Raw genomic sequence first — 21,840 nt, 5'->3', positions numbered from 1 at the left:
TCACACCTGCAGGATGGAGGAAACGAGAAGCTGGGTATAGGGCTCGCGCGGATCGTCGAGCACGCGGTCGGTGAGACCATGTTCGATGACATTGCCGTCCTTCATCACCATCATCCGGTGAGACAGCAGACGCGCGACCGCGAGATCGTGGGTGACGACGATCGCCGCAAGCCCGAGATCATTGACGAGACCGCGGACGAGATCGAGCAGGCGGGCCTGCACCGAGACGTCGAGTCCGCCGGTCGGCTCGTCCATGAACACGAGGCGAGGGCCGGTCACCAGGTTGCGGGCAATCTGCAGGCGCTGACGCATGCCGCCCGAGAAGGCGCGCGGCTGGTCGTCGATGCGCTCTGCGTTGATCTCGACGCGCTCCAGCCAGTCGATGGCCGTCGAGCGGATCTTGCCGTAGTGCCTGTCGCCGATCGCCATCAGCCGCTCGCCGACATTGGCGCCGGCCGAGACCGTCATGCGTAGGCCATCGGCAGGGTTCTGGTGCACGAAGCCCCAGTCGGTGCGCATCAGGAAGCGGCGCTCGGCCTCGTTCATGCGGTAGAGATCACGGTAGCTGCCGTCGCGCATGTGATACTCGACGCTGCCGGTGGTCGGCATCAGGCGGGTCGAGATGCAGTTGAGCAGCGTCGTCTTGCCGGAGCCGGATTCACCGACGATAGCCAGCACTTCACCGGGCCAGAGATCGAAGGACACGTTCCGGCAGCCGATGCGGTTGCCGTAGAATTTCGAGACGTCGTTGACTTTGAGAAGCGGTGTGTCGGTCATTCCGCAGCCTCCTTGGGCGCAAGCATCTCGCCGGCATGGCCGTGCTCGCGGCGGTCTTCGCAATGGTCGGTATCGGAGCAGACGAACATCCGCCCGCCCTTGTCGTCGAGGATGACCTCGTCGAGATAGACTTCCTCGGCGCCGCAGAGCGCGCAGGGCTTGCCGAAGCGCTGGATCTCGAAGGGATAATCCTCGAAGTCGAGGCTGACGACGTCTGTATAGGGCGGCACGGCGTAGATGCGCTTTTCGCGACCGGCGCCGAAGAGCTGCAGCGCATCGGACATGTGCATTTTCGGATTATCGAACTTCGGGGTCGGCGACGGGTCCATGACATAGCGCCCGGCAACCTTGACAGGATAGGCGTAGGTCTTCGAGATCCGGCCGTTATGGGCGATGTCCTCGTAGAGCTTCACATGCATGAGGCCATATTCCTCCAGCGCATGCATCTTGCGGGTCTCGGTCTCGCGCGGTTCGAGGAAGCGCAGCGGCTCCGGAATCGGCACCTGGTAGACCAGAACCTGATTGGCGCCGAGCTTCTCTTCCGGAATGCGGTGGCGCGTCTGTATGATCGTCGCATCCTTGGTATGCGTGGTGACAGCGACATTGGCGACCTTCTGGAAGAAGGCGCGGATCGAGACGGCATTGGTCGTGTCGTCGGCGCCCTGGTCGATGACCTTGAGTACATCGTCGGGGCCGATGATCGAAGCCGTGACCTGCACGCCGCCGGTGCCCCAGCCATAGGGCATCGGCATTTCGCGGCTGGCGAAGGGCACCTGATAGCCGGGGATGGCGATCGCCTTCAAAATGGCGCGGCGGATCATCCGCTTCGTCTGTTCGTCGAGATAGGCGAAGTTGTAAGTGGCAAGATCGGTCATTCGGCTGCTTCCTTCATTGCTTCGCCGTTGCGGCGGCTTGCCTCGAAGTCGCGGCGCATGCGGCGCACGAGGTCGAGTTCGGCCTGGAAGTCGACGTAATGCGGCAGTTTGAGATGCTCGACGAAGCCGGTCGATTGCACGTTGTCGGCATGCGAGATGACGAATTCCTCGTCCTGCGCCGGTGCCGTGACGTCTTCGCCGAGTTCGCCGGCGCGAAGCGCGCGATCGACCAGCGACATCGACATCGCCTTGCGCTCGCTCTGGCCGAAGACCAGACCGTAGCCGCGGGTAAACTGCGGCGGCGCCTTGGCCGAGCCCTTGAACTGATTGACCATCTGGCACTCGGTTACCTGGATGGTACCGAGCGAGACGGCGAAGCCGAGTTCCGGAACATCGAATTCGACTTCGACCTCGCCGATGCGGATTTCACCAGTGAAGGGGTGGTTGCGACCGTAACCGCGCTGTGTCGAGTAGCCGAGCGCCAAGAGGAAGCCTTCATCGCCCCGGGCCAGTGCCTGCAGCCGCAAATCCCGGCTCATTGGGAATTCCATCGGCTCGCGCGTCAGGTCGCCGATCTCGTGATCCTCGGGCATGTCCCCATCACCCTCGATCAGACCTTCCTGGCCGAGGATCTCGGAAACGCGGATGACACGGCCGGTTTCGGCCTGACGCTGAGCCGGCTCTTCGACGGCTTCGTCGGCCAGGAGCGACGGGTCGAGCAGGCGGTGCGTGTAGTCGAAGGTCGGGCCGAGCAGCTGGCCGCCCGGCAGGTCCTTGTAGGTTGCCGAGATACGGCGCTCGATGGTCATGCCGCTGGTGTCGAGCGGCTGTGAATAGCCGAAGCGTGGCAGCGTCGTACGGTAGGCGCGCAGCAGGAAGATCGCCTCGATCATGTCACCGCGCGACTGGCGTACGGCGAGCGCCGCCAGCGTCCGGTCGTAGAGCGAGGCTTCGGCCATGACGCGATCGACCGCGAGAGCCAGCTGGGCAACGATCTGCTCGATGCCGATGGCCGGAAGCGAGCGGTCGCCGCGGCGCCGGTCGGCGAGCAGGCGGTGAGCATTGGCGATGGCGGCCTCGCCACCTTTGACTGCAACATACATGGCTCACATCTCCGTTGCGGTGATTTTGGTGGTGCGCGGCAGGCAGAGGAAACTGCTGCCCGCCGTCAGAACGATGTCGATGCCACGCGGGAAGAGGGTGCGGTTCTCGTTCCAGAGGCGGATGAACGTCTCCGGCAATCCCGACGGCGCGATTTCCGTCACGGTCTTGATCCCCGGCCCCATCAGCGCCAGCGTCTTGCCGCCTTCGAGCGAAGCGATCTCGATAACAACCGTTGTCGAGCGGTCGGGATACTCCTGCGTGCCCGGCGCAAAGAGTCCAAAAGACGAAACTGCCATGCCGCTGTCGACGAAGGCGAAGCGCGCTTCGGCCTTCTCGGTCGTGACGGTCGCGCCGGTATGAAAGCTCAGCCAGCCCGGCACGGCGGATTTGTTGAGCGCAGGCGAAAGCCAGACGGGCGTGTCGTGATCGCAGAGCGTCAGTGCGATTGCACCGGCCGCTACGCCAAGGGGAGCCGGCGGCGCCGCATCGGGCGCCAGCGTCTGGACTGAGCCCGGGCGGGCCATCGCATCCATCATCGCCTTGAAGACGCTCTGGGCTTGGAAAACTGGTTCGGCAAAGCCGCCGGTCAAAGTATCGGTCTTGAGTTCCATCAGTCTTCTCCCCGCACCATGGTGAAGAAATCGACGCGGGTCGCGGCCGTCTCGTCGGCCTTCTGCTGCGCTGCGGCGGCAATGTGGCGGGCGATCGGCTGAAGCAGCTTTTCATCGACGAAAGCCCTGCTTGCCTCTTCCTGCCAGAGAGCATCGAAAATCGCCGCAAGCCGTGCCTTCTTCCGATCGGTGCCGAGCGACTGGCCGTGGCCGACGGTCCCGCTTGCCAGCCGGATCGTTGCACGGGTGACCGTCACTTCGCCGAGATTGAAGGGCGAGCCGCCGCCGCCAATACGGCCACGAACCATCACCAGCCCGGTTTCGGGGCCGCGCACAGCCTGCACTTCCGGTTTGTCCGCAAGCGCCTCCCAGGCGTCATTCAATTCGGCAAGGTCGGAGCGGGCGAGGAGATCGACCACTCTTTTCCTGCTGTCGGCTGCCTCGATTTTCTCTGCTGCTCTCATCGCCACATCCTTCGAAATGTCTATTGATATAGACAACCATACAAGATATGGTTACGCTTAAATCGGGGACGTGACAAGCGTGTGACACGGCAGGGGTGAAATGGCTGGGCTGAAGCAGGTGCAAAGGCAGACGGGGGTGGCGCTATGGCGCCAGATAGCGGATCGAATCCGCGAGGCAATCACCCGCGGTGCTTATGATGAAACGGGCATGGTGCCGCCGGAAACGATGCTCGCCGAGCAGTTCGGCGTCAACCGGCATACGGTTCGAAGTGCCCTTGCCGCGCTGGCGCAGGAAGGCATCGTCCGCGCCGTGCAGGGCCGCGGCACGCTGATCGAGCGTCGGGAACGGCTGAACTTCCCGATCAGCAAGCGCACCCGTTTCACGACGGGTATCAGCGGCCAGGCAAGAGAAACGCGCGGTTTCCTGCTGGCGGCTGCCGAAGAATCTGCTGATGCGGAGGTCGCCCGCTGGCTGAAGATGCGCGTAGGCGACGCGGTCATCAGGCTGGAGACAACAAGGGAGGCGGACAAGCGCCCGGTGTCGCGGGCGACGAGCTGGTTTCCGGCCGCGCGCTTCGGCGATATCGCAGAAACCTATCGCAAGACGGAATCGATCACCAAGGCCTTCGCGCTGCTTGGCTTGCAGGACTATGTGCGCGCAACGACGGAGATCACCGCCGCGCATGCCGACGCCGGGGATATCGCCGATCTTGAGCTCACACCGGGCGCGATCCTGCTAATCACCAAGGCGATGAATACCGATCTCGACGGCGTTCCCGTGCAATATTCCATCACCCGCTTTGCTGCCGACCGGGTGCAGTTCACCATCGAAAACTAAAAAAGCCGGGCGCTTGGCCCGGCTTCAAATTGATTGCGAATCCGGCTCAGTGTGCGGCGGACATGTCGCCCAGCACTTCCTTGGAAGCGACCGTGGAATCAGCCTTCAGCTTGTAGACCATCGGAACGCCGGTCGCGAGATTGAGGTCCAGAACCTGCTCCCGGGTCAGGTGGTCGAGCACCATGACCAGCGAACGCAGCGAGTTGCCGTGAGCCGCAACGAGAACCTTCTCGCCACGCAGAACGCGCGGCAGGATTTCCGTCAGGTAATAAGGCCAGACGCGGGCGCCAGTGTCGCGCAGGCTTTCGCCGCCGGGAGGGGGGACGTCGTAGGAGCGGCGCCAGATATGAACCTGCTCCTCGCCCCACTTGGCGCGGGCATCGTCCTTGTTGAGGCCGGAAAGATCGCCGTAGTCACGCTCGTTGAGAGCCTGATCCTTGATCGTCTGCAGGCCGGGCTGGCCGACCTTGTCGAGGATGAACTTCAGCGTGTGCTGCGCACGGGTGAGCGCTGACGTGTAGGCAACGTCGAACTTGATGCCGTAGTCGGCGAGTGCCTGGCCGCCGGTGGTGGCTTCCTGAATGCCGAGTTCGGTCAGATCGGGGTCCTTCCAGCCGGTGAAGAGGTTCTTCAGGTTCCAGTCGCTCTGGCCATGCCGAACGAGAACGAGTGTGCCGCTCATAAAAGTCTGCCTCCGTGGGGATTATTGTGAAGAGAGCCCGAGGACATCGAGCATGGAATAGAAACCCGGCTTCTTGCCGCGCGCCCAGAGCGCCGCCCTGATGGCACCGCGGCCGAAGATCGAGCGATCCGCCGCGCTATGCGACATCGAGACGATCTCGCCTTCGCCGGCGAAGAGAACCGAATGTTCGCCGATCACGGACCCGCCGCGCAACGTCGCAAAGCCGATCGTACCCGCTTCGCGGGCGCCGGTATGACCGTCACGAACGCGAACAGACTGGGTCTTCAGGTCGACAGCGCGGCCCTTTGCAGCGGCTTCCCCGAGCAACAGCGCGGTGCCGGAGGGCGCATCGACCTTGCGCTTGTGGTGCATTTCGAGAACCTCGATATCCCAGTCTTCTGGCGAAAGTGCCCGCGCCGCCTGTTCGATGAAAACGCTAAGAAGATTGACGCCGAGGCTCATATTGCCCGACTTCACGATGCGCGCATGGCGCCCGGCCGCCTGGATCTTGGCATCGTCGGCATCCGAGCATCCCGTCGTACCGACGACATGGACGATGCGCGCCTGCGCGGCCAGTCCGGCAAATTCGACGCTCGCGGTCGGCGAGGTGAAATCGAGTACGCCCTCGGCATGCAGGAAGGCGGAAAGCGGATCATCGCCGATGATCACGCCGTTCGGTCCAAGCCCGGCCAGTTCGCCGGCATCGCGGCCGACGAAAGGCGATCCAGCGCGCTCGATCGCTGCATGCAGCGTCACGCCGTCGATGGAATCGATCAGCCGGATCAGCGTCTGGCCCATTCGTCCTGCTGCTCCAACTACAACCAGTTTCATAGCAGCATCGCTCATGTCTTCAGCACTCCCGTATCAGATGGAGTTCGAGGCCGCCGGCCTCTGGAGATTGTTGAGGCGAGCGTAAAGTCCGTCTTCGAGCTTCGCAAGCGTCTCGTGATTGCCTTCCTCGACAACCCGGCCCTGCTGCATGACGACAATCTTGTCGGCGCGCACCACGGTCGATAGCCGGTGTGCGATGACGACGACGGTTCGTCCGGTCATTGCCTCGTCGAGTGCCTTCTGCACGGCCGCTTCCGATTCCGTATCGAGCGCTGAAGTCGCCTCGTCGAGAAGCAGGATCGGTGCATTGCGCACCAGTGCCCGCGCGATCGAAAGGCGCTGCCGCTGACCACCGGAAAGCGTCACGCCATTCTCACCGACCGCTGTGTCGTAGCCGTCGGGCTGGGCCATGATGAAGTCGTGGGCATAGGCGAGGCGGGCTGCTTCCTCGATCTCCGCATCCGTCGCATCCGGACGGCCATAACGGATATTGTCGCGGATCGAACCCTCGAACAGGTAGGGCTGCTGCGAGACATAAGCGAGCTGCTCACGCAGCGACTGCTTCGTCACATGGGCGATGTCCTGCCCATCGACGATGATCTCACCGCTCTTCGGATCGTAGAAGCGCGGGATCAGATTGATGATCGTCGATTTGCCGGCACCCGATGGCCCCACAAGAGCCGTGGTCTTGCCGCCTTCTGCGACAAAGCTCACATCGCTCAGCACCGGGTCGTTGCCATAGGCAAAGGAAACATTGCGGAATTCGATGCGGGCCTCTGTCGCCGTCAGCGGCTTCGCATCCGGCAGATCGCGCTGCCGCGGCTCCATGTCGAGCAGTTCATAGATCATCCGCGCGTTGACGGCGGCGCGCTCCATCTGCACCTGAAGCTTAGCAAGGCGGCGCAGCGGATCGTAGGCAAGCAGCAACGCGGTGATAAAGGAGAAGAACGCGCCCGGAGGGACGTTGTAATAGATAGAGCGGTAAGCGGCGTAGGCCAGAACACCGGCCACGGCCAGACCCGCAAAGCTCTCGGTCATCGGAGCGTTGCGTTCGGAAAGGCGGGCGATCTTGTTGGCGCGCTGCTCGGCGACCCCGATGATCTGATTGACCCTCTTCTCAAGCTCGCGTTCCATGGTGAACGCCTTGACGATCGCTATGCCCTGGATCGATTCCTGCATTGCCCCGAAAGCACGGCTGTTCAGGTGGATCGATTCTTTTGTGACATCCCGAAGGCGCTTGGAAAGATAGCGAAGTCCTAGAAGCAACGGCGGCGCCATCACGAAAATGATGACGCTCAGGATCGGGTCCTGATAGACCATGACCGCGACCAGCGAGACGAAGGAGAGCAGGTCGCGTGCCGTCGAGGTGATTGTCAGGTTCATTACATCGCGGATACCGCTGACGTTCTGGCTGACCTGGGCGGCGATCTGCGCCGAGCGCGTGTCGTTGTAGTAGCCGACTGACAGCGTCATCAGGTGCGCATAGATCCGTCGCTGGTAACGCGCGACGATATTATTGCCAACCTTCGACAACGCCACCGCCTGGCCATAACTGGCGAAACCACGCGCCACGAAGGCGATGAAGATTGACAGACAGATGACCCACACGATGTCGGCCCGCCTGTTGGCAAAAGCCTCGTCGATGATCGCGCGCATGATCCAGGCGGTATAGGCCGTCGAGAGCGCGACGATGATCAGGCAGATGATCGCGAAGACGTAGCCCATGACGTGCTCACGGCCGTTCTCGGCGATGATGCGCTTCAGTACGCTCGCGACCGTATCGCTATTCACGCTCTTGTTTGCGGGCGATTCCAAAAATTGCGCTTCCCGTTTCAGATCGTGTGCGCGGCAAGCCCACGCACTCGCGGGGCTCTATAAAGATTTGCCAGCGGCTTGGCTAGACTGGCGCTAGCTCCGCCAGCGCCGCCCATCCGTCGAAACGCCGAAGGTCTCCGGTGCACGGGCGTAGAAGGAAAGTCCGGCCAGTGCCGCCAGCGGGTGCGTGACGACGAAAGTCGGGATGTCGCGCAGCCAGTGCGAGTGCGGCGCTTTGTCCTCGAAGGCGGCGCGGAATTCCGGTCTGCGGAGCGCCGGCAGGATCTTCTGCGAAATGCCGCCGGAGAGATAGACGCCGCCTTTCGCCATGAAAAGCATCGCGATATCGCCGGCGAGCCGGCCGAGATAGGTCGAAAACAGCGAAATGGTCTCGGCAGCGACGGGATCGGTTGCGGCAAGTGCGTGCGACGTCACATCGGCCGGATCGCTATATTTCGGGTCGATACCATCGGCAATGCAGATGGCGCGATAGAGATGCACGATCCCGCGGCCGCAAAGAATCTGCTCTGCCGAAACGCGCCCCTCGATCTGTTCGATAAAGGGGAAAATCTGCAGGTCTCGCTCCGAGCGCGGACCGAGATCGACATGGCCGCCTTCGCCGGGAACCGGGATCCACGAGCCACGCGCATGAACCAGACCGCCAACGCCAAGACCCGTACCCGGCCCGAGAACGGCACGTGAAGCGATCAGGTCGCCCGAGGCTGGACCGATCTGTTCGCGTTCATCCGGCGCGAGCGCCGAAATCGCCAACGCCTGTGCCTCGAAGTCGTTGACGACGAGAACATCCTCGATGCCGAGGCCCGATATCATCGTATGCGGCCGCACGACCCAGTCACAGTTGGTCAGCGGAATCTCGTCGCCATTGATAGGACCGGCAACGGCAAGAATGGCCGAACGCGGCCGCAGATCCGTCTTTGCAAAAACGCCTGCCTTGATAGCGTCGTCGATCGTCTCGAAATCCGCCGTCCGTACATTCGGAAAATTGATCGCTTCGGCCGATGCATCGGCGAGGATCGAGAAGCGCGCATTCGTTCCGCCGATATCGCCGATCAGGATCGGGAAGGGCATCTGGGCATCGCTGGCATCAAGCATGGACATGGCCTTTTCCGCTCAAGCTTTCAGGGTCGGAATGAGTTTATCGGCGGTCGCTTCGTTCAGCGCCATCGGAATATCGTAGACAATCGCCAGCCGCATCAGCGCCTTTACATCGACATCATGCGGCATCGGCGTCAGCGGATCGACGAAGAAGATCAGCGCACCGATCTCGCCCGTCGATATCAGCGCGCCGATCTGCTGGTCGCCGCCGAGCGGGCCGCTCTTCAGGCGCGTCACGTCGAGATCGGGGACGGCATCGAGAACGCGGCCGCCGGTGGTGCCCGTCGCGACAATCTTCCATTTTGCGAGAAGGTCGCGGTTGCGGCGGGCAAATTCCGCCATGTCGTCTTTCTTCTGGTCATGCGCAATCAATGCGAGGCATTTGCCGCTGGCCATCAAGAAGGACCTCCATCACGGGTTTCAATCGATTTGGCCGTTTCTATACCAAGCGTGCGATTTGAAACACAAGCCTGCGCTGTGATCATTGCATCGGCTTGTCGGCGGGAATCGGACCGGTGGGCGGCAGACCCTCATCCGAAACGGCAGGCGCCGCAGCTGGTGTCGCCGTCAGCGCGCTTGCCGCCGAAGGGCCGCCATAGGTCGCTGCCGCCACCGAGGCTACGGAAGGTGTATCGAGCACGGCCGCACAGGCCTTAGGTAGATCCGAAACTTGGCCCTCGCGCGGCGGCTTCGGCGGCGGTGTGCCGGGTTTCGGCGGTGCGGGTTTTGCCCACGGTTCCTTGGTAAACCACCAGGCGAGCGACTTGTCGCAGCCGTCTCCGGCAGCAACAGGCGCCTGCGGCTTGCAGGCGGTGGCGCCCGGCGGGCACTTGATACGGATATGGAAATGCGAGTCGTGGCCATATTCCGGGCGCAGCTTGCCGAGATTGGTGCGGTCGCCGGTCCAGGTGTCGCACATCTTCTTCTTGATCGCGGGATTGACGAAAATCCGCTCGACCTGCGGGTAGCTGGCGGCAAGCATCAGAAGTTCGGCGTGCGACTGCGTCCAGATCTTCGGATCGACGGTCAGGAACTTGCCCTTCTGCAGCATCGTCGTGAACGGCAGATCTTCACGCTGCTGCGCGCTCATGCGCTGCGATGGCATCGGGGTGAGCCAGATATCTGCATCGAGGCCGACCTGATGAGAGGCGTGCCCATTGAACATCGGTCCGCCGCGCGGCTGCGCGATATCGCCGACAAGCAGACCCGGCCAGCCTGCCTGTTGCTGCGCATCGCGGGAGAGCCGCTCTAGAAGCGCGATCATCGCGGGATTGCCCCAGCGCCGGTTGCGCGACAGCCGCATGGCCTGCCAGGTCGGGCCGTCGGCCGGAAGCGCAACGGCACCCGACATGCAGCCCTTGGCATAGAACCCAATCGGCTGCGCGGGCCCCTGAGAGGGAAGCGAAACCGACCCGAAGATCGCTTTTGCACTCCCCGGGCTCGGCTGTTTCTGCTGCGCATCGGCTTCAGCCGATATGAGGCCGGCGCTCAATGCGCCCGCCAGAGCGAGTTTGCCGAAGATCTTGGACGAAGCGAGGCGGAGCGTCATGCGGGTTCCCGAAATTGCCAGGTGATTTGCGGTTGAATTTACCGTGAAAAGCAATTCTGGTGAATCGATGTTTTCATCACGCTTCGCGCGAAAGGCGGGCCGCTTCTGCTTAGAGATTGGCGAGGATATCGCTGGTCTTTCTGACGCGCGACAGTCGCGGCAGGATTTTCTCACACGCAAATCCGTGCATCTCCGCGGTGAAGCTCGTCATCGCGTCTTCGGCGGCAATGACCGCGTAGTTATGCGCATAGGCATCGCGAATGGTCGATTCGATGCCGAAATTGGTTGCGATCCCTGCAAGGATGACGGTCGTTATGCCCCGGCGGCGAAGCTGAAGATCGAGATCGGTGCCGTAGAACGCGCTCCACTGACGCTTGACGACATGGGCATCGTTAGTCAGTGCCGCAATCTCCGGCGGCGCTTCGAGTGCGGCGGCGGGCAATCCGCCTTTGGGGAAGCTCGCTGGTTCGTCGGCCGGCTGATTGACGGCATCGGCATAGTCCGCAGCGAACCCGACGGTGACGAGTATGACGGTGCCGCCTTGTGATTTCAGCTGTCTGGCAATCGCCGCGGTGTTTTCAATGACGTGCTGAGCACTGTGAGGAGCAACCGGCCGGCTGGTGATAAAGACCTGCAGGTCGATCGAGATAAGTGCGGTGGTCTTGGGATCGTAAAGGGACATGGGGGCTCCGAACGGCAGGTCAAAATTTCGCGAGATCGGCAAAAACCAAACTCTCTCCTGTTTTTCGCCGCCATTTTCCTTATTCTCGCCCGAACCGAAACAATAGGGGTTGGCGAATGGCGTTTGTGGGGTCGAAGAAAAGTCTGGTTGTTGCTCTCGTGGCACTGAGCGCGCTGGCCTTGCCCGTTAAAGCCCAGGAGCAGAACTTCCAGATCGGCACGTCGACTATCGGCGAACTCAAATACAAGCCGGGCTTCAAGCGCTTCGACTATGTCAATCCGGATGCGCCGAAGGGCGGCACGCTCAATCTGTCGACGACAGGCACATTCGATACCTTCAATCCCTTGCTTTCGAAGGGTGAACTCGCGGACGGTTCGCCGCTGGTGTTCGAGACGCTGACGAAATCGGCCGACGATGAACTGCTCGCCAGCTATGGCTTGCTGGCGGAAGGTATTTCCTACCCCGCCGATTTCTCCAGCGCGACATTCAGGCTGCGTGCGGAAGCAAAATGGGCCGACGGTCAACCGGTGACGCCTGAGGATGTCATCTTCAGCCTGGACAAGGCAAAGGAGCTCAATCCGCTTCTTTCGAATTACTATAAGCATGTCACGAAGGCGGAAAAGACCGGCGAACGCGATGTGACCTTCACGTTTGACGAGAAGGGCAACAAGGAGCTTCCGAATATTCTCGGCCAGTTGTCGATCCTGCCGAAGCACTGGTGGGAAGGGACGGGTGCTGACGGCAAGCCGCGCGACATAACCAAGACGACGCTTGAGACGCCCATGGGCTCCGGGCCCTATAAGATCGCCGCCTTCACCGCCGGTTCCACAGTGCGCTACGAACTGCGCGACGACTATTGGGGCAAGGACGTTAACGTCAATTTCGGCCAGAACAATTTCCGCAACATCACCTATACGTTCTTCGGAGATCGCGACGTCGAGTTCGAGGCGTTCCGGGCTGGCAATGTCGACTACCGCCAGGAAAACCAGGCAAGCCGCTGGGCGACCGCCTATGATTTTCCGGCCGTCAAGGATGGCCGGGTGATCCGGGAGGAAGTGCCGAACGCTCTGCGTTCCGTCGGCATCATGCAGGCGCTGACACCCAATACCCGCCGCGACCAGTTCAAGGATCCACGCGTCCGCGAAGCGCTGAATTACGCTTTCGACTTCGAGGATTTGAACAAGAACCTGGCCTATGGCGCCTTCAAGCGGATCGACAGCTACTTCTGGGGAACGGACCTTGCCTCTTCTGCGCTGCCGCAGGGCCGTGAGCTTGAAATCCTGCAGGGACTGAAGGATCAGGTGCCGCCGGAGGTGTTCACCACGCCTTACACGAACCCTGTTGCAGGCGATCCGCAGAAGCTGCGCGACAACCTCAAGACGGCGATCGGGCTGTTCAAGGAAGCCGGTTACGAGCTGAAGGGCAACAAGATGGTCAACAGCAAGACCGGCCAGCCGATGAGCTTCGAGATCCTACTCTCGAACTCGTCTTTCGAGCGCTCGGTCATGCCCTTCGCCAACAATCTCAAGAAGATCGGCATCGACGCCCGCCTGCGCACGGTCGATGCCTCGCAATACACGAATCGCGTCCGGAGCTTCGACTACGACATGATCTGGTCGATCTGGGGCGAGACGATGAACCCGGGCAACGAGCAGATGGACTATTGGGGCTCCCAGGCCGCCGCGCAGCAGGGCTCGCGCAATTATGCCGGTATCACCAATCCGGCGATCGATACGTTGATCAAGATGATCATTTTCGCCCCCAGTCGCGACGAGCAGGTGGCGGCGATCAAGGCGATGGACCGGGTGCTGCTCGCCAACCACTACGTCGTTCCGCTCTTCTACAGCAACAACTCGCGTCTCGCCTATTGGGACAAGATCGCTCACCCGGCGGAGCTGCCGGAATATTCCATTGGCTTCCCCGATGTCTGGTGGTCGAAGGACGCGAAATAGCGGACTTGCATTGGCTGGGCCGCTGAGGTCCAAATGGTCCATTCGAATCACCATGAAAAAGCCGGGCTAACCGGTGAAAGGCCCAGCGATTGACGACTTCTGACAGGATGCGCATCCCGGCGAAATTCAAGACCTGGAAGGCCGCGCGCTGATGGGAGCCTATATCCTTCGCCGCCTGCTTCTGATGATACCGACGATCATCGGCATCATGGCGATTTCCTTCACCGTCATCCAGTTCGCGCCGGGTGGTCCGGTCGAGCAGGTGATCGCGCAGCTCACCGGCCAGGCCGACAGCGCCGACCAGCGTCTTTCCGGCGGTGGCGGTGATCTTCTGGGGCAGGGTGGTGACGAGGGATCGCGATATCGTGGCGCCCAGGGCCTCGACCCAGAGCTGATCGCCAAGCTCGAAAAGCAGTTCGGTTTCGACAAGCCGCCGCTCACCCGCTTCGGCGAGATGATGTGGAATTATATCCGCTTCGATTTCGGCGAGAGCTTCTTCCGCAACACCTCGGTTCTCGATCTGATCAAGGACAAGCTGCCGGTGTCGATCTCGCTCGGCGTCTGGATCATGATCTTCTCCTACACGATCTCCATCCCGCTCGGCATCCGCAAGGCGGTCAAGGACGGATCGACCTTCGACGTCTGGACGTCTGGCGTGATCATCGTCGGCTATGCAGTGCCGAGCTTCCTGTTCGGTATCCTGCTGATCGTGCTCTTTGCTGGCGGATCCTTCTACGACTGGTTCCCGCTCCGTGGCTTGGTTTCCGACAATTTCGACCAGCTCGCCTGGTGGCAGAAGCCGCTCGATTACTTCTGGCATCTGGCGCTGCCGCTGATCTCGCTGTCGCTGGCGGCTTTCGCGACGACGACGCTCTTGACCAAGAACTCCTTCATCGAGGAGATCAAGAAGCAGTATGTGACGACGGCGCGGGCCAAAGGGCTCAACGAGCGCCAGGTTCTCTACGGGCATGTGTTCCGCAATGCCATGCTGATCGTCATCGCCGGCTTTCCCGGCGCCTTCATCTCCGCCTTCTTCACCGGATCGCTGCTGATCGAGAACATCTTCTCGCTCGATGGCCTCGGCCGTCTTGGCTACCTCTCGGTGGTCAACCGCGACTATCCGATCGTCTTTGCAACGCTCTACATCTTCTCGCTTCTCGGCCTCTTCGTCGGCCTGATCTCGGACCTGATCTATACCTGGATCGATCCGCGCATCGATTTCGAGCGGAGGGATGTCTGATGGATACCGCCGCCAATCCCGCTACTGCCACACCCGTCAAACCGCCGCGCAAGGGGCTGCTGTCGCCGACCAATATCCGCCGCTGGCGGAATTTCCGCGCCAATGGCCGCGGCTACTGGTCCTTGTGGCTGTTCATGGTGCTGTTCATCCTCAGCCTGTTTGCCGAATTCATCGCCAACGACAAGCCGATCATCGCCTCCTACAAGGGCGAGATCCTTTTCCCTGTCGTCGTCGATTATCCGGAAGAAAAGTTCGGCGGCTTCCTGGCCGAGACCGATTACCGGTCGGATGTCATCACCGATGAGATCAATGCCAATGGCTGGATGATCTGGCCGCCGATCCGCTATTCCTACCGCTCGGTCAATTCGAACATCCCGCATTCCGCCCCGACCGCGCCCTTCTGGCTAATGGGCGCCGAGGAACGCTGCGCCGGTTATCCGCAGGGCGTCAACGACCCGAACTGCAACTACGGCAATCTCAATTGGCTGGGCACGGACGACCAGGCCCGTGACGTGCTGGCGCGCGTCATCTACGGCTTCCGCATTTCTGTGCTTTTCGGCCTGGCGCTGACCATCTGCTCGGCCGTCGTCGGCGTCACCGCCGGCGCGGTGCAGGGCTATTTCGGCGGCTGGACTGACCTGCTCTTGCAGCGCTTCATCGAGATATGGTCGTCGATGCCGGTGCTCTATATCCTGCTGATCATTGCCGCGATCCTGCCGCCCGGCTTCTTCGTGCTGCTCGGCATCATGTTGCTGTTCTCCTGGGTCGGCTTCGTCGGTGTCGTCCGTGCCGAATTTCTGCGGGCGCGAAACTTCGAATATGTGCGTGCCGCCCGGGCGCTTGGCGTCAACAACCGCACGATCATGTGGCGCCACCTGCTGCCAAACGCGATGGTCGCGACCCTGACCTTCCTGCCCTTCATCCTCTCGGGCTCGATCACCACGCTGACCTCGCTGGATTTCCTGGGCTTCGGCATGCCGCCCGGCTCGCCGTCGCTGGGTGAAATGATCGCCCAGGGCAAGTCCAACCTGCAGGCGCCATGGCTGGGGCTCACCGCCTTCTTCGCCATGTCGATCATGCTCTCGCTGCTGATCTTCATCGGCGAGGCGGTCCGCGACGCCTTCGACCCAAGAAAGACGTTCCAATGAGCGAGAGCCCCGAAACCCTCCTCTCGGTCCGCGATCTCTCGGTTGCCTTTCATCAGGGCGGCGAAACATCGCTGGCTGTGGATCGCATTTCCTTCGATATCCGCAAGGGTGAAGTCGTGGCGCTGGTCGGTGAATCCGGCTCCGGCAAATCGGTCTCGGCCAACTCCGTCCTGCGGTTGCTTCCCTATCCAACGGCAAGCCACCCGACGGGGCAGATCCTCTTCAAGGGCAGGGACCTGCTGAAGGCATCGGATAAGGAGCTGCGTCAGGTGCGCGGCAACGACATCACGATGATCTTTCAGGAGCCAATGACCTCGCTCAATCCGCTCCACTCGATCGAGAAGCAGATCGCCGAAATCCTCGACCTGCATCAGGGCGTGACGGGTGCTGCGGCGCGCAAGCGCGTGCTGGAGCTTCTCAACCAGGTCGGTATCCGCGAGCCGGAAAAGCGTCTCAAGGCCTATCCGCATGAGCTGTCGGGCGGTCAGCGCCAGCGTGTGATGATCGCCATGGCGCTCGCCAACCGGCCGGAACTACTGATCGCCGATGAGCCGACGACGGCGCTCGACGTCACGGTGCAGGCGCAGATACTCGAACTGCTGCGCAAGCTAAAGGGCGAGCATGGCATGTCAATGCTGTTCATCACCCATGACCTCGGCATTGTGCGCAAATTCGCCGACCGCGTCTGCGTCATGACCAAGGGCAAGATCGTCGAGACGGGTACGGTCGAGGAAGTCTTCACCCGGCCGCAGCACGAATATACCCGCCACCTCTTGGCCTCCGAACCGCGCGGCGAGCCGCCGCTGTCCGACCTTACGAAACCTGTCGTCATGGAAGGCTCGGATATCCGCGTCTGGTTCCCGATCAAGGCAGGGCTGATGCGCAGCGTGGTCGATCACGTCAAGGCCGTCGATGGCATCGATCTGTCGCTGCGGGCCGGCCAGACGCTCGGCGTCGTCGGCGAATCCGGTTCGGGCAAGACCACGCTCGGCCTGGCGCTGACGCGGCTGATCTCGTCCAAGGGACGCATCAGCTTCGTCGGCAAGGATATAGCAAGCTATTCGTTCACGCAGATGCGGCCGCTGCGCAATCAGCTGCAGGTGGTCTTCCAGGATCCCTATGGCTCGCTCAGCCCTCGCATGTCGGTCGGCGATATCATCGCCGAAGGACTGAAGGTGCACGAGCGCTCGCTCTCGCACGAAGATCGCGACCAGCGCGTCTGCTGGGCGCTGGAAGAGGTCGGCCTCGATCCGCTGACCCGCTGGCGATACCCGCATGAATTCTCCGGTGGTCAGCGCCAGCGCATCGCCATTGCCCGCGCCATGGTGCTGAAGCCGCGCTTCGTCATGCTCGACGAGCCGACATCGGCGCTCGATATGAGCGTCCAGGCCCAGGTGGTCGATCTGCTGCGCGATCTGCAGAAAAAGCATGACCTTGCCTATCTCTTCATCAGCCACGACCTGAAGGTCGTCAAAGCGCTCGCCAACGATGTCATCGTCATGCGCTTCGGCAAGGTGGTGGAGCAGGGGCCGTCTGCCGAGATATTCCAGGCACCGAAGGACGATTACACCAAGGCGCTGATGGCCGCCGCATTCAACATCGAGGCAGTGCCGACGCCTGCCGTTCAGCAGTAAAGAAGACCATGTCCGCAAGACCGCCCGTTCTCGTCGATCTCAAGTTCAATCCCGAAGGTATCGCCCGCATCCTGAAAACCGCCTTTGCGGATCGCGGCAGCATCAGCCTAGCCGATCCCACGAGCAAGGGCAGGGATCTCAGCACCTGCGAATACGCGCTGCTCTGGAAGCCGGATGCTGACCTTTTCGAGCGGGCGCCGAACCTGAAGATCATCTTTTCCGGCGGTGCCGGCGTCGACAGCATCATGACGCTGCCGGGTCTGCCCGACGTGCCGATCGTCCGCTTCGTCGATCGCAGCTTGACGGTGCGGATGAGCGAATGGGTGGTGATGCAGTGCCTGATGCATCTGCGCGATCAGCGCGGACACGACCAGCATCAGCGTGATCGCATCTGGGGCAAGATGGCGCCGCCAGAAGCTGCCGAAATTACCGTCGGCGTCATGGGGCTGGGCGTGCTCGGCCAGGATGCCGTCCGCAAGCTCAAGGTCATGGGTTTCAACGTCATCGGCTGGTCGCGCACCAGAAAAGAGCTTGACGGCGTCGAGACATTCGATGCCGCGGGCCTCGATCTCTTTCTGTCGAAGACCGATATTCTCGTTGGCCTTCTGCCGCTGACGCCGGAAACGACAGGCTTCTACAACGCCGGCCTATTCACGAAGCTTCGCCAGGGCGGCGCGCTCGGCAAACCTGTTTTCATCAATGCCGGGCGCGGCAAGAGCCAGGTCCAGAGCGATATCGTCGCGGCCATCGAAGGCGGTATCCTCGGCGGCGCATCGCTCGACGTCTTCGAAGTCGAGCCGCTGCCGGCTGACGATCCGCTCTGGGGTCTCGACAGCGTCTTCATCACGCCGCACGACGCCGCGATCTCCGAAGAAAACGCACTCTTCCGGCATGTCGAGCAGCAGATGGCCCGCTTCGAAAAGGGCGAGCCGCTGCAGTTCCTCGTCAATCGCGGCGCGGGATACTGACCGGCCCGGCCGGGAACATTCGCCGTTTCTCTTCGTTGTTCTCACCGGAAGCTTTCGGCAGGCCGCATTCCGGCTGTCCGCTTACCGGAAGGAGACAGGAATGGCGCATCAGATGGAAACCCGTTGGGAAAAATCGGATGGCAAGCTGCACGAGGAAGAACAGATTTCTCCGGTCAAGGCCAAACAGGGCCGGACCGGCCGCCGTGTCCTGACGGTTCTGATCGTCGCTCTGGTGCTCGCGTTCATCGTCTGGATTCCAGTGGAGATCTGGGGCGGGCGTGAGGCGAGCGAGGTCGCTCCGCAGCAGCCCGGCCAGCAGATGCAATCGGAACAGCCGGCAGCGCCGCCGGCGTCGCCTTCGCTGCAGAACGGCACCGCGGTGCCGACGGAAACGCCCCCTGCGGGTAGCGCGCAGCCCAACGCACCGGCAACACCTTCCGCGCAATAACCGTGCATGGGTCTGGCGGTCATCGCAAGCCCTGCCGTCCCGGACGGCAGGGCTTTGTATTTGCACTGGACTTTGGCCGCTGATTTTTCGATAAGAAGGCGCACGAGCCGGTCGTCGTGTGCCGGCCGCAGCGGTGGCCCCCGACCGGATTGGTATGGGGTGGAGCATGGCCAAGACCGATATCGCAAGACGGGTTTATAACCACGCCTGGAAGCTGGACCCCATTGTCCGCAGTCTCATTGACACGGACTTCTACAAGCTTCTGATGCTGCAGATGATCTGGAAGCTCTATCCGGATGTGAATGCGACCTTCACGCTGATCAACCGCACCAAACGCGTGCATCTCGCCGAAGAGATCGACGAGGGCGAACTGCGCGAGCAGCTGGATCACGCACGCACGCTGCGCCTCTCCAAGAAGGAGATGATCTGGCTCGCCGGTAACAGCTTCTATGGCCGCGCCCAGATCTTCGAGCCTGAATTCCTCGCCTGGTTCTCGCATTTCCAGCTGCCGGAATATGAACTGTCGAAGAAAGACGGCCAGTACGTCCTGGATTTCCACGGCTCGTGGAAGGAAACCACGATGTGGGAAATACCGGCGCTCGCCATCATCAACGAGCTGCGGTCGCGCTCGGCGATGAAGGCGCTCGGACCGTTTACTCTGGATGTTCTCTATGCTCGCGCCAAGGCGCGGATGTGGTCGAAGGTCGAGCGCCTGAAGGAGTTGCCCGGCTTGCGCATCTCGGACTTCGGCACGCGCCGCCGTCACAGCTTCCTGTGGCAGCGCTGGTGCGTTGAAGCGCTGAAGGAAGGCATCGGCCCGGCTTTCACGGGCACCAGCAACGTGCTGCTTGCCATGGACTCCGACCTCGAAGCCGTCGGTACGAATGCTCATGAGCTGCCGATGGTCGCCGCCGCCCTCGCGGAGACCGACGACGACCTGCGCAAGGCGCCCTACAAGGTTCTGCGCGATTGGAACCGGCTCTATGGCGGCAATCTTCTGATTGTTCTGCCGGATGCCTTCGGCACTGCCGCTTTCCTGCGTGATGCGCCGGAATGGGTTGCCGACTGGACGGGTTTCCGCCCGGACAGCGCGCCGCCGGTCGAAGGCGGCGAGAAGATCATCGAATGGTGGAAGAAGATGGGCCGCGATCCGCGCCAGAAGCTTCTGATTTTTTCGGATGGCATGGATGTCGATGCGATTATCGACACCTACAAGCATTTCGAGGGCCGTGTTCGCATGAGCTTCGGTTGGGGGACGAACCTCACCAACGATTTCGTGGGCTGCGCGCCCATCGATATGTCCGGCCTCGATCCGATCTCGATTGTCTGCAAGGTCAGCGACGCGAATGGTCGGCCGGCCGTCAAACTGTCCGACAATCCTCAAAAAGCCACCGGTGAACCGGGTGAGGTTGAGCGGTATCTGAAGATCTTCGGAAGCGAAGATCGCGTTGATCAGGCAGTTTTCGTTTAAGCTTGCGGCTTGCGGTTATTCTCTTCGTCCTCGCGGATCGCATCCTGATGATACCAGCTGTCAAAAGCGGCATCGCAAATATCCGGATCGATATCCAGCGGCTGGCGGGCGCCGAAGCGTTCGCCGGCGCGGCGCAATTTCACCGGAAACTGGTAGATCTTGGCGGTTTCGCCATGAACGTTTGTCGGCATCCTATTTGCCTTCCCTTATCGACATTCGCGTTTAGTCGGACCGTCACAATAGCAGATTGCACATGAATTATGCAAATTGCACAAAATAGCGCCAATTGCTGTGCTCTTCGTAAGCGATTGATAAAGTGCGCGAAATACGATGGTGCTCCTGCATCTTTTTCAGGCGTTTGCACTTTCAAAAGAAAAACGCGCCGTTATCGGCCCGGTTCCCGTCTAACCCCAAGCTTTTATTGAAAGTTAACGCCTTGCGCCGCGGTCTCCCTGCCTGCGCGTTTTGACGCACCCTCAGGCGCGTCCGCCAAACTGGCACGCCACGTGCTTGGTACTGTGCATCCGCTGGTGAAACGCACCCTCAGGATTTGTGACACGCACACGTTTGAGAGACTGGCCAATGACAAAGTATAAGCTCGAGTACATCTGGCTCGATGGGTACACTCCGGTACCGAATCTGCGCGGCAAGACGCAGGTCAAGGAATTTGCTGAATTTCCGACCCTGGAACAGCTTCCGCTCTGGGGCTTCGATGGCTCCTCGACGATGCAGGCTGAAGGCCGCAGCTCGGATTGCGTGCTGAAGCCGGTCGCTATTTATCCTGACCCGGCCCGTACCAACGGCGTCCTCGTCATGTGCGAAGTCATGATGCCTGATGGCGTCACCCCGCATCCTTCCAACAGCCGCGCAACCATTCTCGACGACGAAGATGCGTGGTTCGGTTTCGAGCAGGAATATTTCTTCTACGAAAACGGCCGTCCGCTCGGCTTCCCGGAACAGGGTTACCCGGCTCCGCAGGGTCCGTATTACTGTGGCGTCGGCTCGTCCAACGTTGGCCCGGTCGCTCGCGAAATCGTCGAAGAGCATCTGGACCAGTGCCTTGCTGCCGGCATCAACCACGAGGGCATCAACGCTGAAGTCGCCAAGGGCCAGTGGGAGTTCCAGATTTTCGGCAAGGGCTCCAAGCGCGCTGCCGACCAGATCTGGATGGCTCGCTACCTGCTGCAGCGCCTGACTGAACAGTACGGCATCGATATCGAATATCACTGCAAGCCGCTCGGCGACACCGACTGGAACGGCTCGGGCATGCATTGCAACTTCTCGACCAAGTTCATGCGCGAAGTTGGCGGCAAGGCCTATTTCGAGGCTCTGATGGGTCAGTTCGAAAAGAACCTTGAAGCTCATATCGCCGTCTACGGTCCGGACAACGACAAGCGCCTGACCGGCAAGCACGAAACTGCTCCGTGGAACAAGTTCTCCTACGGCGTTGCTGACCGTGGCGCATCGATCCGCGTGCCGCACTCCTTCGTCAAGAACGACTACAAGGGCTACCTGGAAGATCGCCGCCCGAACTCGCAGGGCTGCCCTTACCAGATCGCCTCCCAGGTTCTTAAGACGATTTCGGAAGTGCCGACCGAAAGCTACGCTTCGGCTGCTGCATAATCCAAAGAGGTT

Annotated in this window: 22 protein-coding genes; 9 read left to right on the top strand and 13 right to left on the bottom strand. The window is 61.3% G+C overall.

All coding sequences use genetic code 11. The features are described 5' to 3' along the window. From phnK to phnG, 5 genes are read right to left on the bottom strand one after another with little or no spacing between them, the layout of a single operon-like run. The gene (gene phnK / locus AC1DV9_RS09215) at positions 1-777 is read right to left on the bottom strand and encodes a phosphonate C-P lyase system protein PhnK (protein WP_112385056.1); all 777 of its coding nucleotides are present in this window, start codon (positions 775-777) and stop codon (positions 1-3) included. Further along, complete coding sequence (locus AC1DV9_RS09210) at positions 774-1,652, bottom strand: alpha-D-ribose 1-methylphosphonate 5-phosphate C-P-lyase PhnJ (protein ID WP_112539950.1); 879 nt, start codon at positions 1,650-1,652, stop codon at positions 774-776. Before AC1DV9_RS09210 ends, phnK begins: the two co-directional genes overlap by 4 nt. Then, a complete protein-coding gene (locus tag AC1DV9_RS09205) occupies positions 1,649-2,755 on the bottom strand; it encodes a carbon-phosphorus lyase complex subunit (RefSeq protein WP_477947374.1) in 1,107 nt (368 codons plus the stop codon). Before AC1DV9_RS09205 ends, AC1DV9_RS09210 begins: the two co-directional genes overlap by 4 nt. 3 nt (positions 2,756-2,758) lie before the next feature. Then, positions 2,759-3,367 (bottom strand): phosphonate C-P lyase system protein PhnH, encoded by a 609-nt coding sequence (phnH, locus tag AC1DV9_RS09200; protein WP_112539952.1) that lies wholly within the window; start codon positions 3,365-3,367, stop codon positions 2,759-2,761. Further along, positions 3,367-3,831 (bottom strand): phosphonate C-P lyase system protein PhnG, encoded by a 465-nt coding sequence (gene phnG, locus AC1DV9_RS09195; RefSeq protein ID WP_477947373.1) that lies wholly within the window; start codon positions 3,829-3,831, stop codon positions 3,367-3,369. Before phnG ends, phnH begins: the two co-directional genes overlap by 1 nt. A gap of 100 nt (positions 3,832-3,931) precedes the next feature. Here phnG and phnF point away from each other — a divergent pair, with 100 nt between their 5' ends. Then, positions 3,932-4,669: a phosphonate metabolism transcriptional regulator PhnF gene (phnF, locus tag AC1DV9_RS09190; protein ID WP_477947372.1), complete on the top strand. Its 738-nt coding sequence runs from the start codon at positions 3,932-3,934 to the stop codon at positions 4,667-4,669. A gap of 46 nt (positions 4,670-4,715) precedes the next feature. Here the strand turns inward: phnF and AC1DV9_RS09185 are convergent, their stop codons facing one another. From AC1DV9_RS09185 to AC1DV9_RS09155, 7 genes are all read right to left on the bottom strand, one after another. Beyond that, the gene (locus AC1DV9_RS09185; RefSeq protein ID WP_477947371.1) at positions 4,716-5,351 is read right to left on the bottom strand and encodes a 2,3-bisphosphoglycerate-dependent phosphoglycerate mutase; all 636 of its coding nucleotides are present in this window, start codon (positions 5,349-5,351) and stop codon (positions 4,716-4,718) included. A gap of 21 nt (positions 5,352-5,372) precedes the next feature. Continuing rightward, complete coding sequence (gene dapB / locus AC1DV9_RS09180; protein ID WP_477947370.1) at positions 5,373-6,197, bottom strand: 4-hydroxy-tetrahydrodipicolinate reductase; 825 nt, start codon at positions 6,195-6,197, stop codon at positions 5,373-5,375. An 18-nt stretch (positions 6,198-6,215) separates the two neighbouring features. After that, positions 6,216-7,997, bottom strand: coding sequence for an ABC transporter ATP-binding protein (locus AC1DV9_RS09175; protein ID WP_477947369.1), 1,782 nt, complete (start codon positions 7,995-7,997; stop codon positions 6,216-6,218). Positions 7,998-8,090: 93 nt separating this feature from the next. Beyond that, positions 8,091-9,116 carry a glucokinase gene (locus AC1DV9_RS09170; protein WP_477947367.1) on the bottom strand — a complete coding sequence of 342 codons (1,026 nt, stop codon included), beginning with the start codon at positions 9,114-9,116 and terminating at the stop codon, positions 8,091-8,093. Between the two features lie 12 nt (positions 9,117-9,128). Next, the gene (locus AC1DV9_RS09165; protein ID WP_477947365.1) at positions 9,129-9,509 is read right to left on the bottom strand and encodes a methylglyoxal synthase; all 381 of its coding nucleotides are present in this window, start codon (positions 9,507-9,509) and stop codon (positions 9,129-9,131) included. A gap of 85 nt (positions 9,510-9,594) precedes the next feature. Next, positions 9,595-10,662 (bottom strand): penicillin-insensitive murein endopeptidase, encoded by a 1,068-nt coding sequence (gene mepA / locus AC1DV9_RS09160; protein ID WP_477947363.1) that lies wholly within the window; start codon positions 10,660-10,662, stop codon positions 9,595-9,597. Positions 10,663-10,771: 109 nt separating this feature from the next. After that, positions 10,772-11,344, bottom strand: coding sequence for a hydrolase (locus AC1DV9_RS09155; RefSeq protein ID WP_477947361.1), 573 nt, complete (start codon positions 11,342-11,344; stop codon positions 10,772-10,774). A 116-nt stretch (positions 11,345-11,460) separates the two neighbouring features. Between AC1DV9_RS09155 and AC1DV9_RS09150 the strand changes: the two genes are divergently transcribed. The 7 genes from AC1DV9_RS09150 (at position 11,461) to pncB (ending at position 20,205) form a co-directional block, all read left to right on the top strand. After that, on the top strand, positions 11,461-13,296 hold the full coding sequence (locus tag AC1DV9_RS09150) for an extracellular solute-binding protein (protein ID WP_477947359.1): 1,836 nt from the start codon (positions 11,461-11,463) through the stop codon (positions 13,294-13,296). Positions 13,297-13,447: 151 nt separating this feature from the next. Next, on the top strand, positions 13,448-14,536 hold the full coding sequence (locus tag AC1DV9_RS09145) for a microcin C ABC transporter permease YejB (RefSeq protein WP_112514248.1): 1,089 nt from the start codon (positions 13,448-13,450) through the stop codon (positions 14,534-14,536). Beyond that, the gene (locus AC1DV9_RS09140) at positions 14,536-15,684 is read left to right on the top strand and encodes an ABC transporter permease (protein ID WP_477947358.1); all 1,149 of its coding nucleotides are present in this window, start codon (positions 14,536-14,538) and stop codon (positions 15,682-15,684) included. Before AC1DV9_RS09145 ends, AC1DV9_RS09140 begins: the two co-directional genes overlap by 1 nt. After that, positions 15,681-17,318, top strand: coding sequence for an ABC transporter ATP-binding protein (locus AC1DV9_RS09135; RefSeq protein ID WP_477947357.1), 1,638 nt, complete (start codon positions 15,681-15,683; stop codon positions 17,316-17,318). Before AC1DV9_RS09140 ends, AC1DV9_RS09135 begins: the two co-directional genes overlap by 4 nt. Before the next feature lie 8 nt (positions 17,319-17,326). Beyond that, entirely contained in the window at positions 17,327-18,286 is a 960-nt protein-coding gene (locus tag AC1DV9_RS09130) for a 2-hydroxyacid dehydrogenase (RefSeq protein WP_477947356.1), read from the top strand. Between the two features lie 100 nt (positions 18,287-18,386). Next, positions 18,387-18,734, top strand: a complete 348-nt coding sequence (locus tag AC1DV9_RS09125) for a hypothetical protein (protein ID WP_477947354.1) — start codon at positions 18,387-18,389, stop codon at positions 18,732-18,734. A 166-nt stretch (positions 18,735-18,900) separates the two neighbouring features. Next, entirely contained in the window at positions 18,901-20,205 is a 1,305-nt protein-coding gene (gene pncB, locus AC1DV9_RS09120) for a nicotinate phosphoribosyltransferase (protein WP_112385075.1), read from the top strand. Here the strand turns inward: pncB and AC1DV9_RS09115 are convergent. Then, positions 20,202-20,396 carry a DUF2735 domain-containing protein gene (locus AC1DV9_RS09115; protein WP_112514244.1) on the bottom strand — a complete coding sequence of 65 codons (195 nt, stop codon included), beginning with the start codon at positions 20,394-20,396 and terminating at the stop codon, positions 20,202-20,204. The two genes, pncB and AC1DV9_RS09115, sit on opposite strands and share 4 nt — an antisense overlap. Before the next feature lie 391 nt (positions 20,397-20,787). Here AC1DV9_RS09115 and AC1DV9_RS09110 point away from each other — a divergent pair, with 391 nt between their 5' ends. Further along, positions 20,788-21,828, top strand: coding sequence for a glutamine synthetase beta-grasp domain-containing protein (locus AC1DV9_RS09110; protein WP_112385077.1), 1,041 nt, complete (start codon positions 20,788-20,790; stop codon positions 21,826-21,828). The last annotated feature ends 12 nt before the right edge of the window (positions 21,829-21,840 follow it).

It is taken from the genome of Rhizobium sp. 01L410, assembly GCF_056400165.1.
The sequence above is the reverse complement of the archived record's forward strand: the minus strand, read 5'-3'. Positions and strand labels throughout refer to the sequence as shown.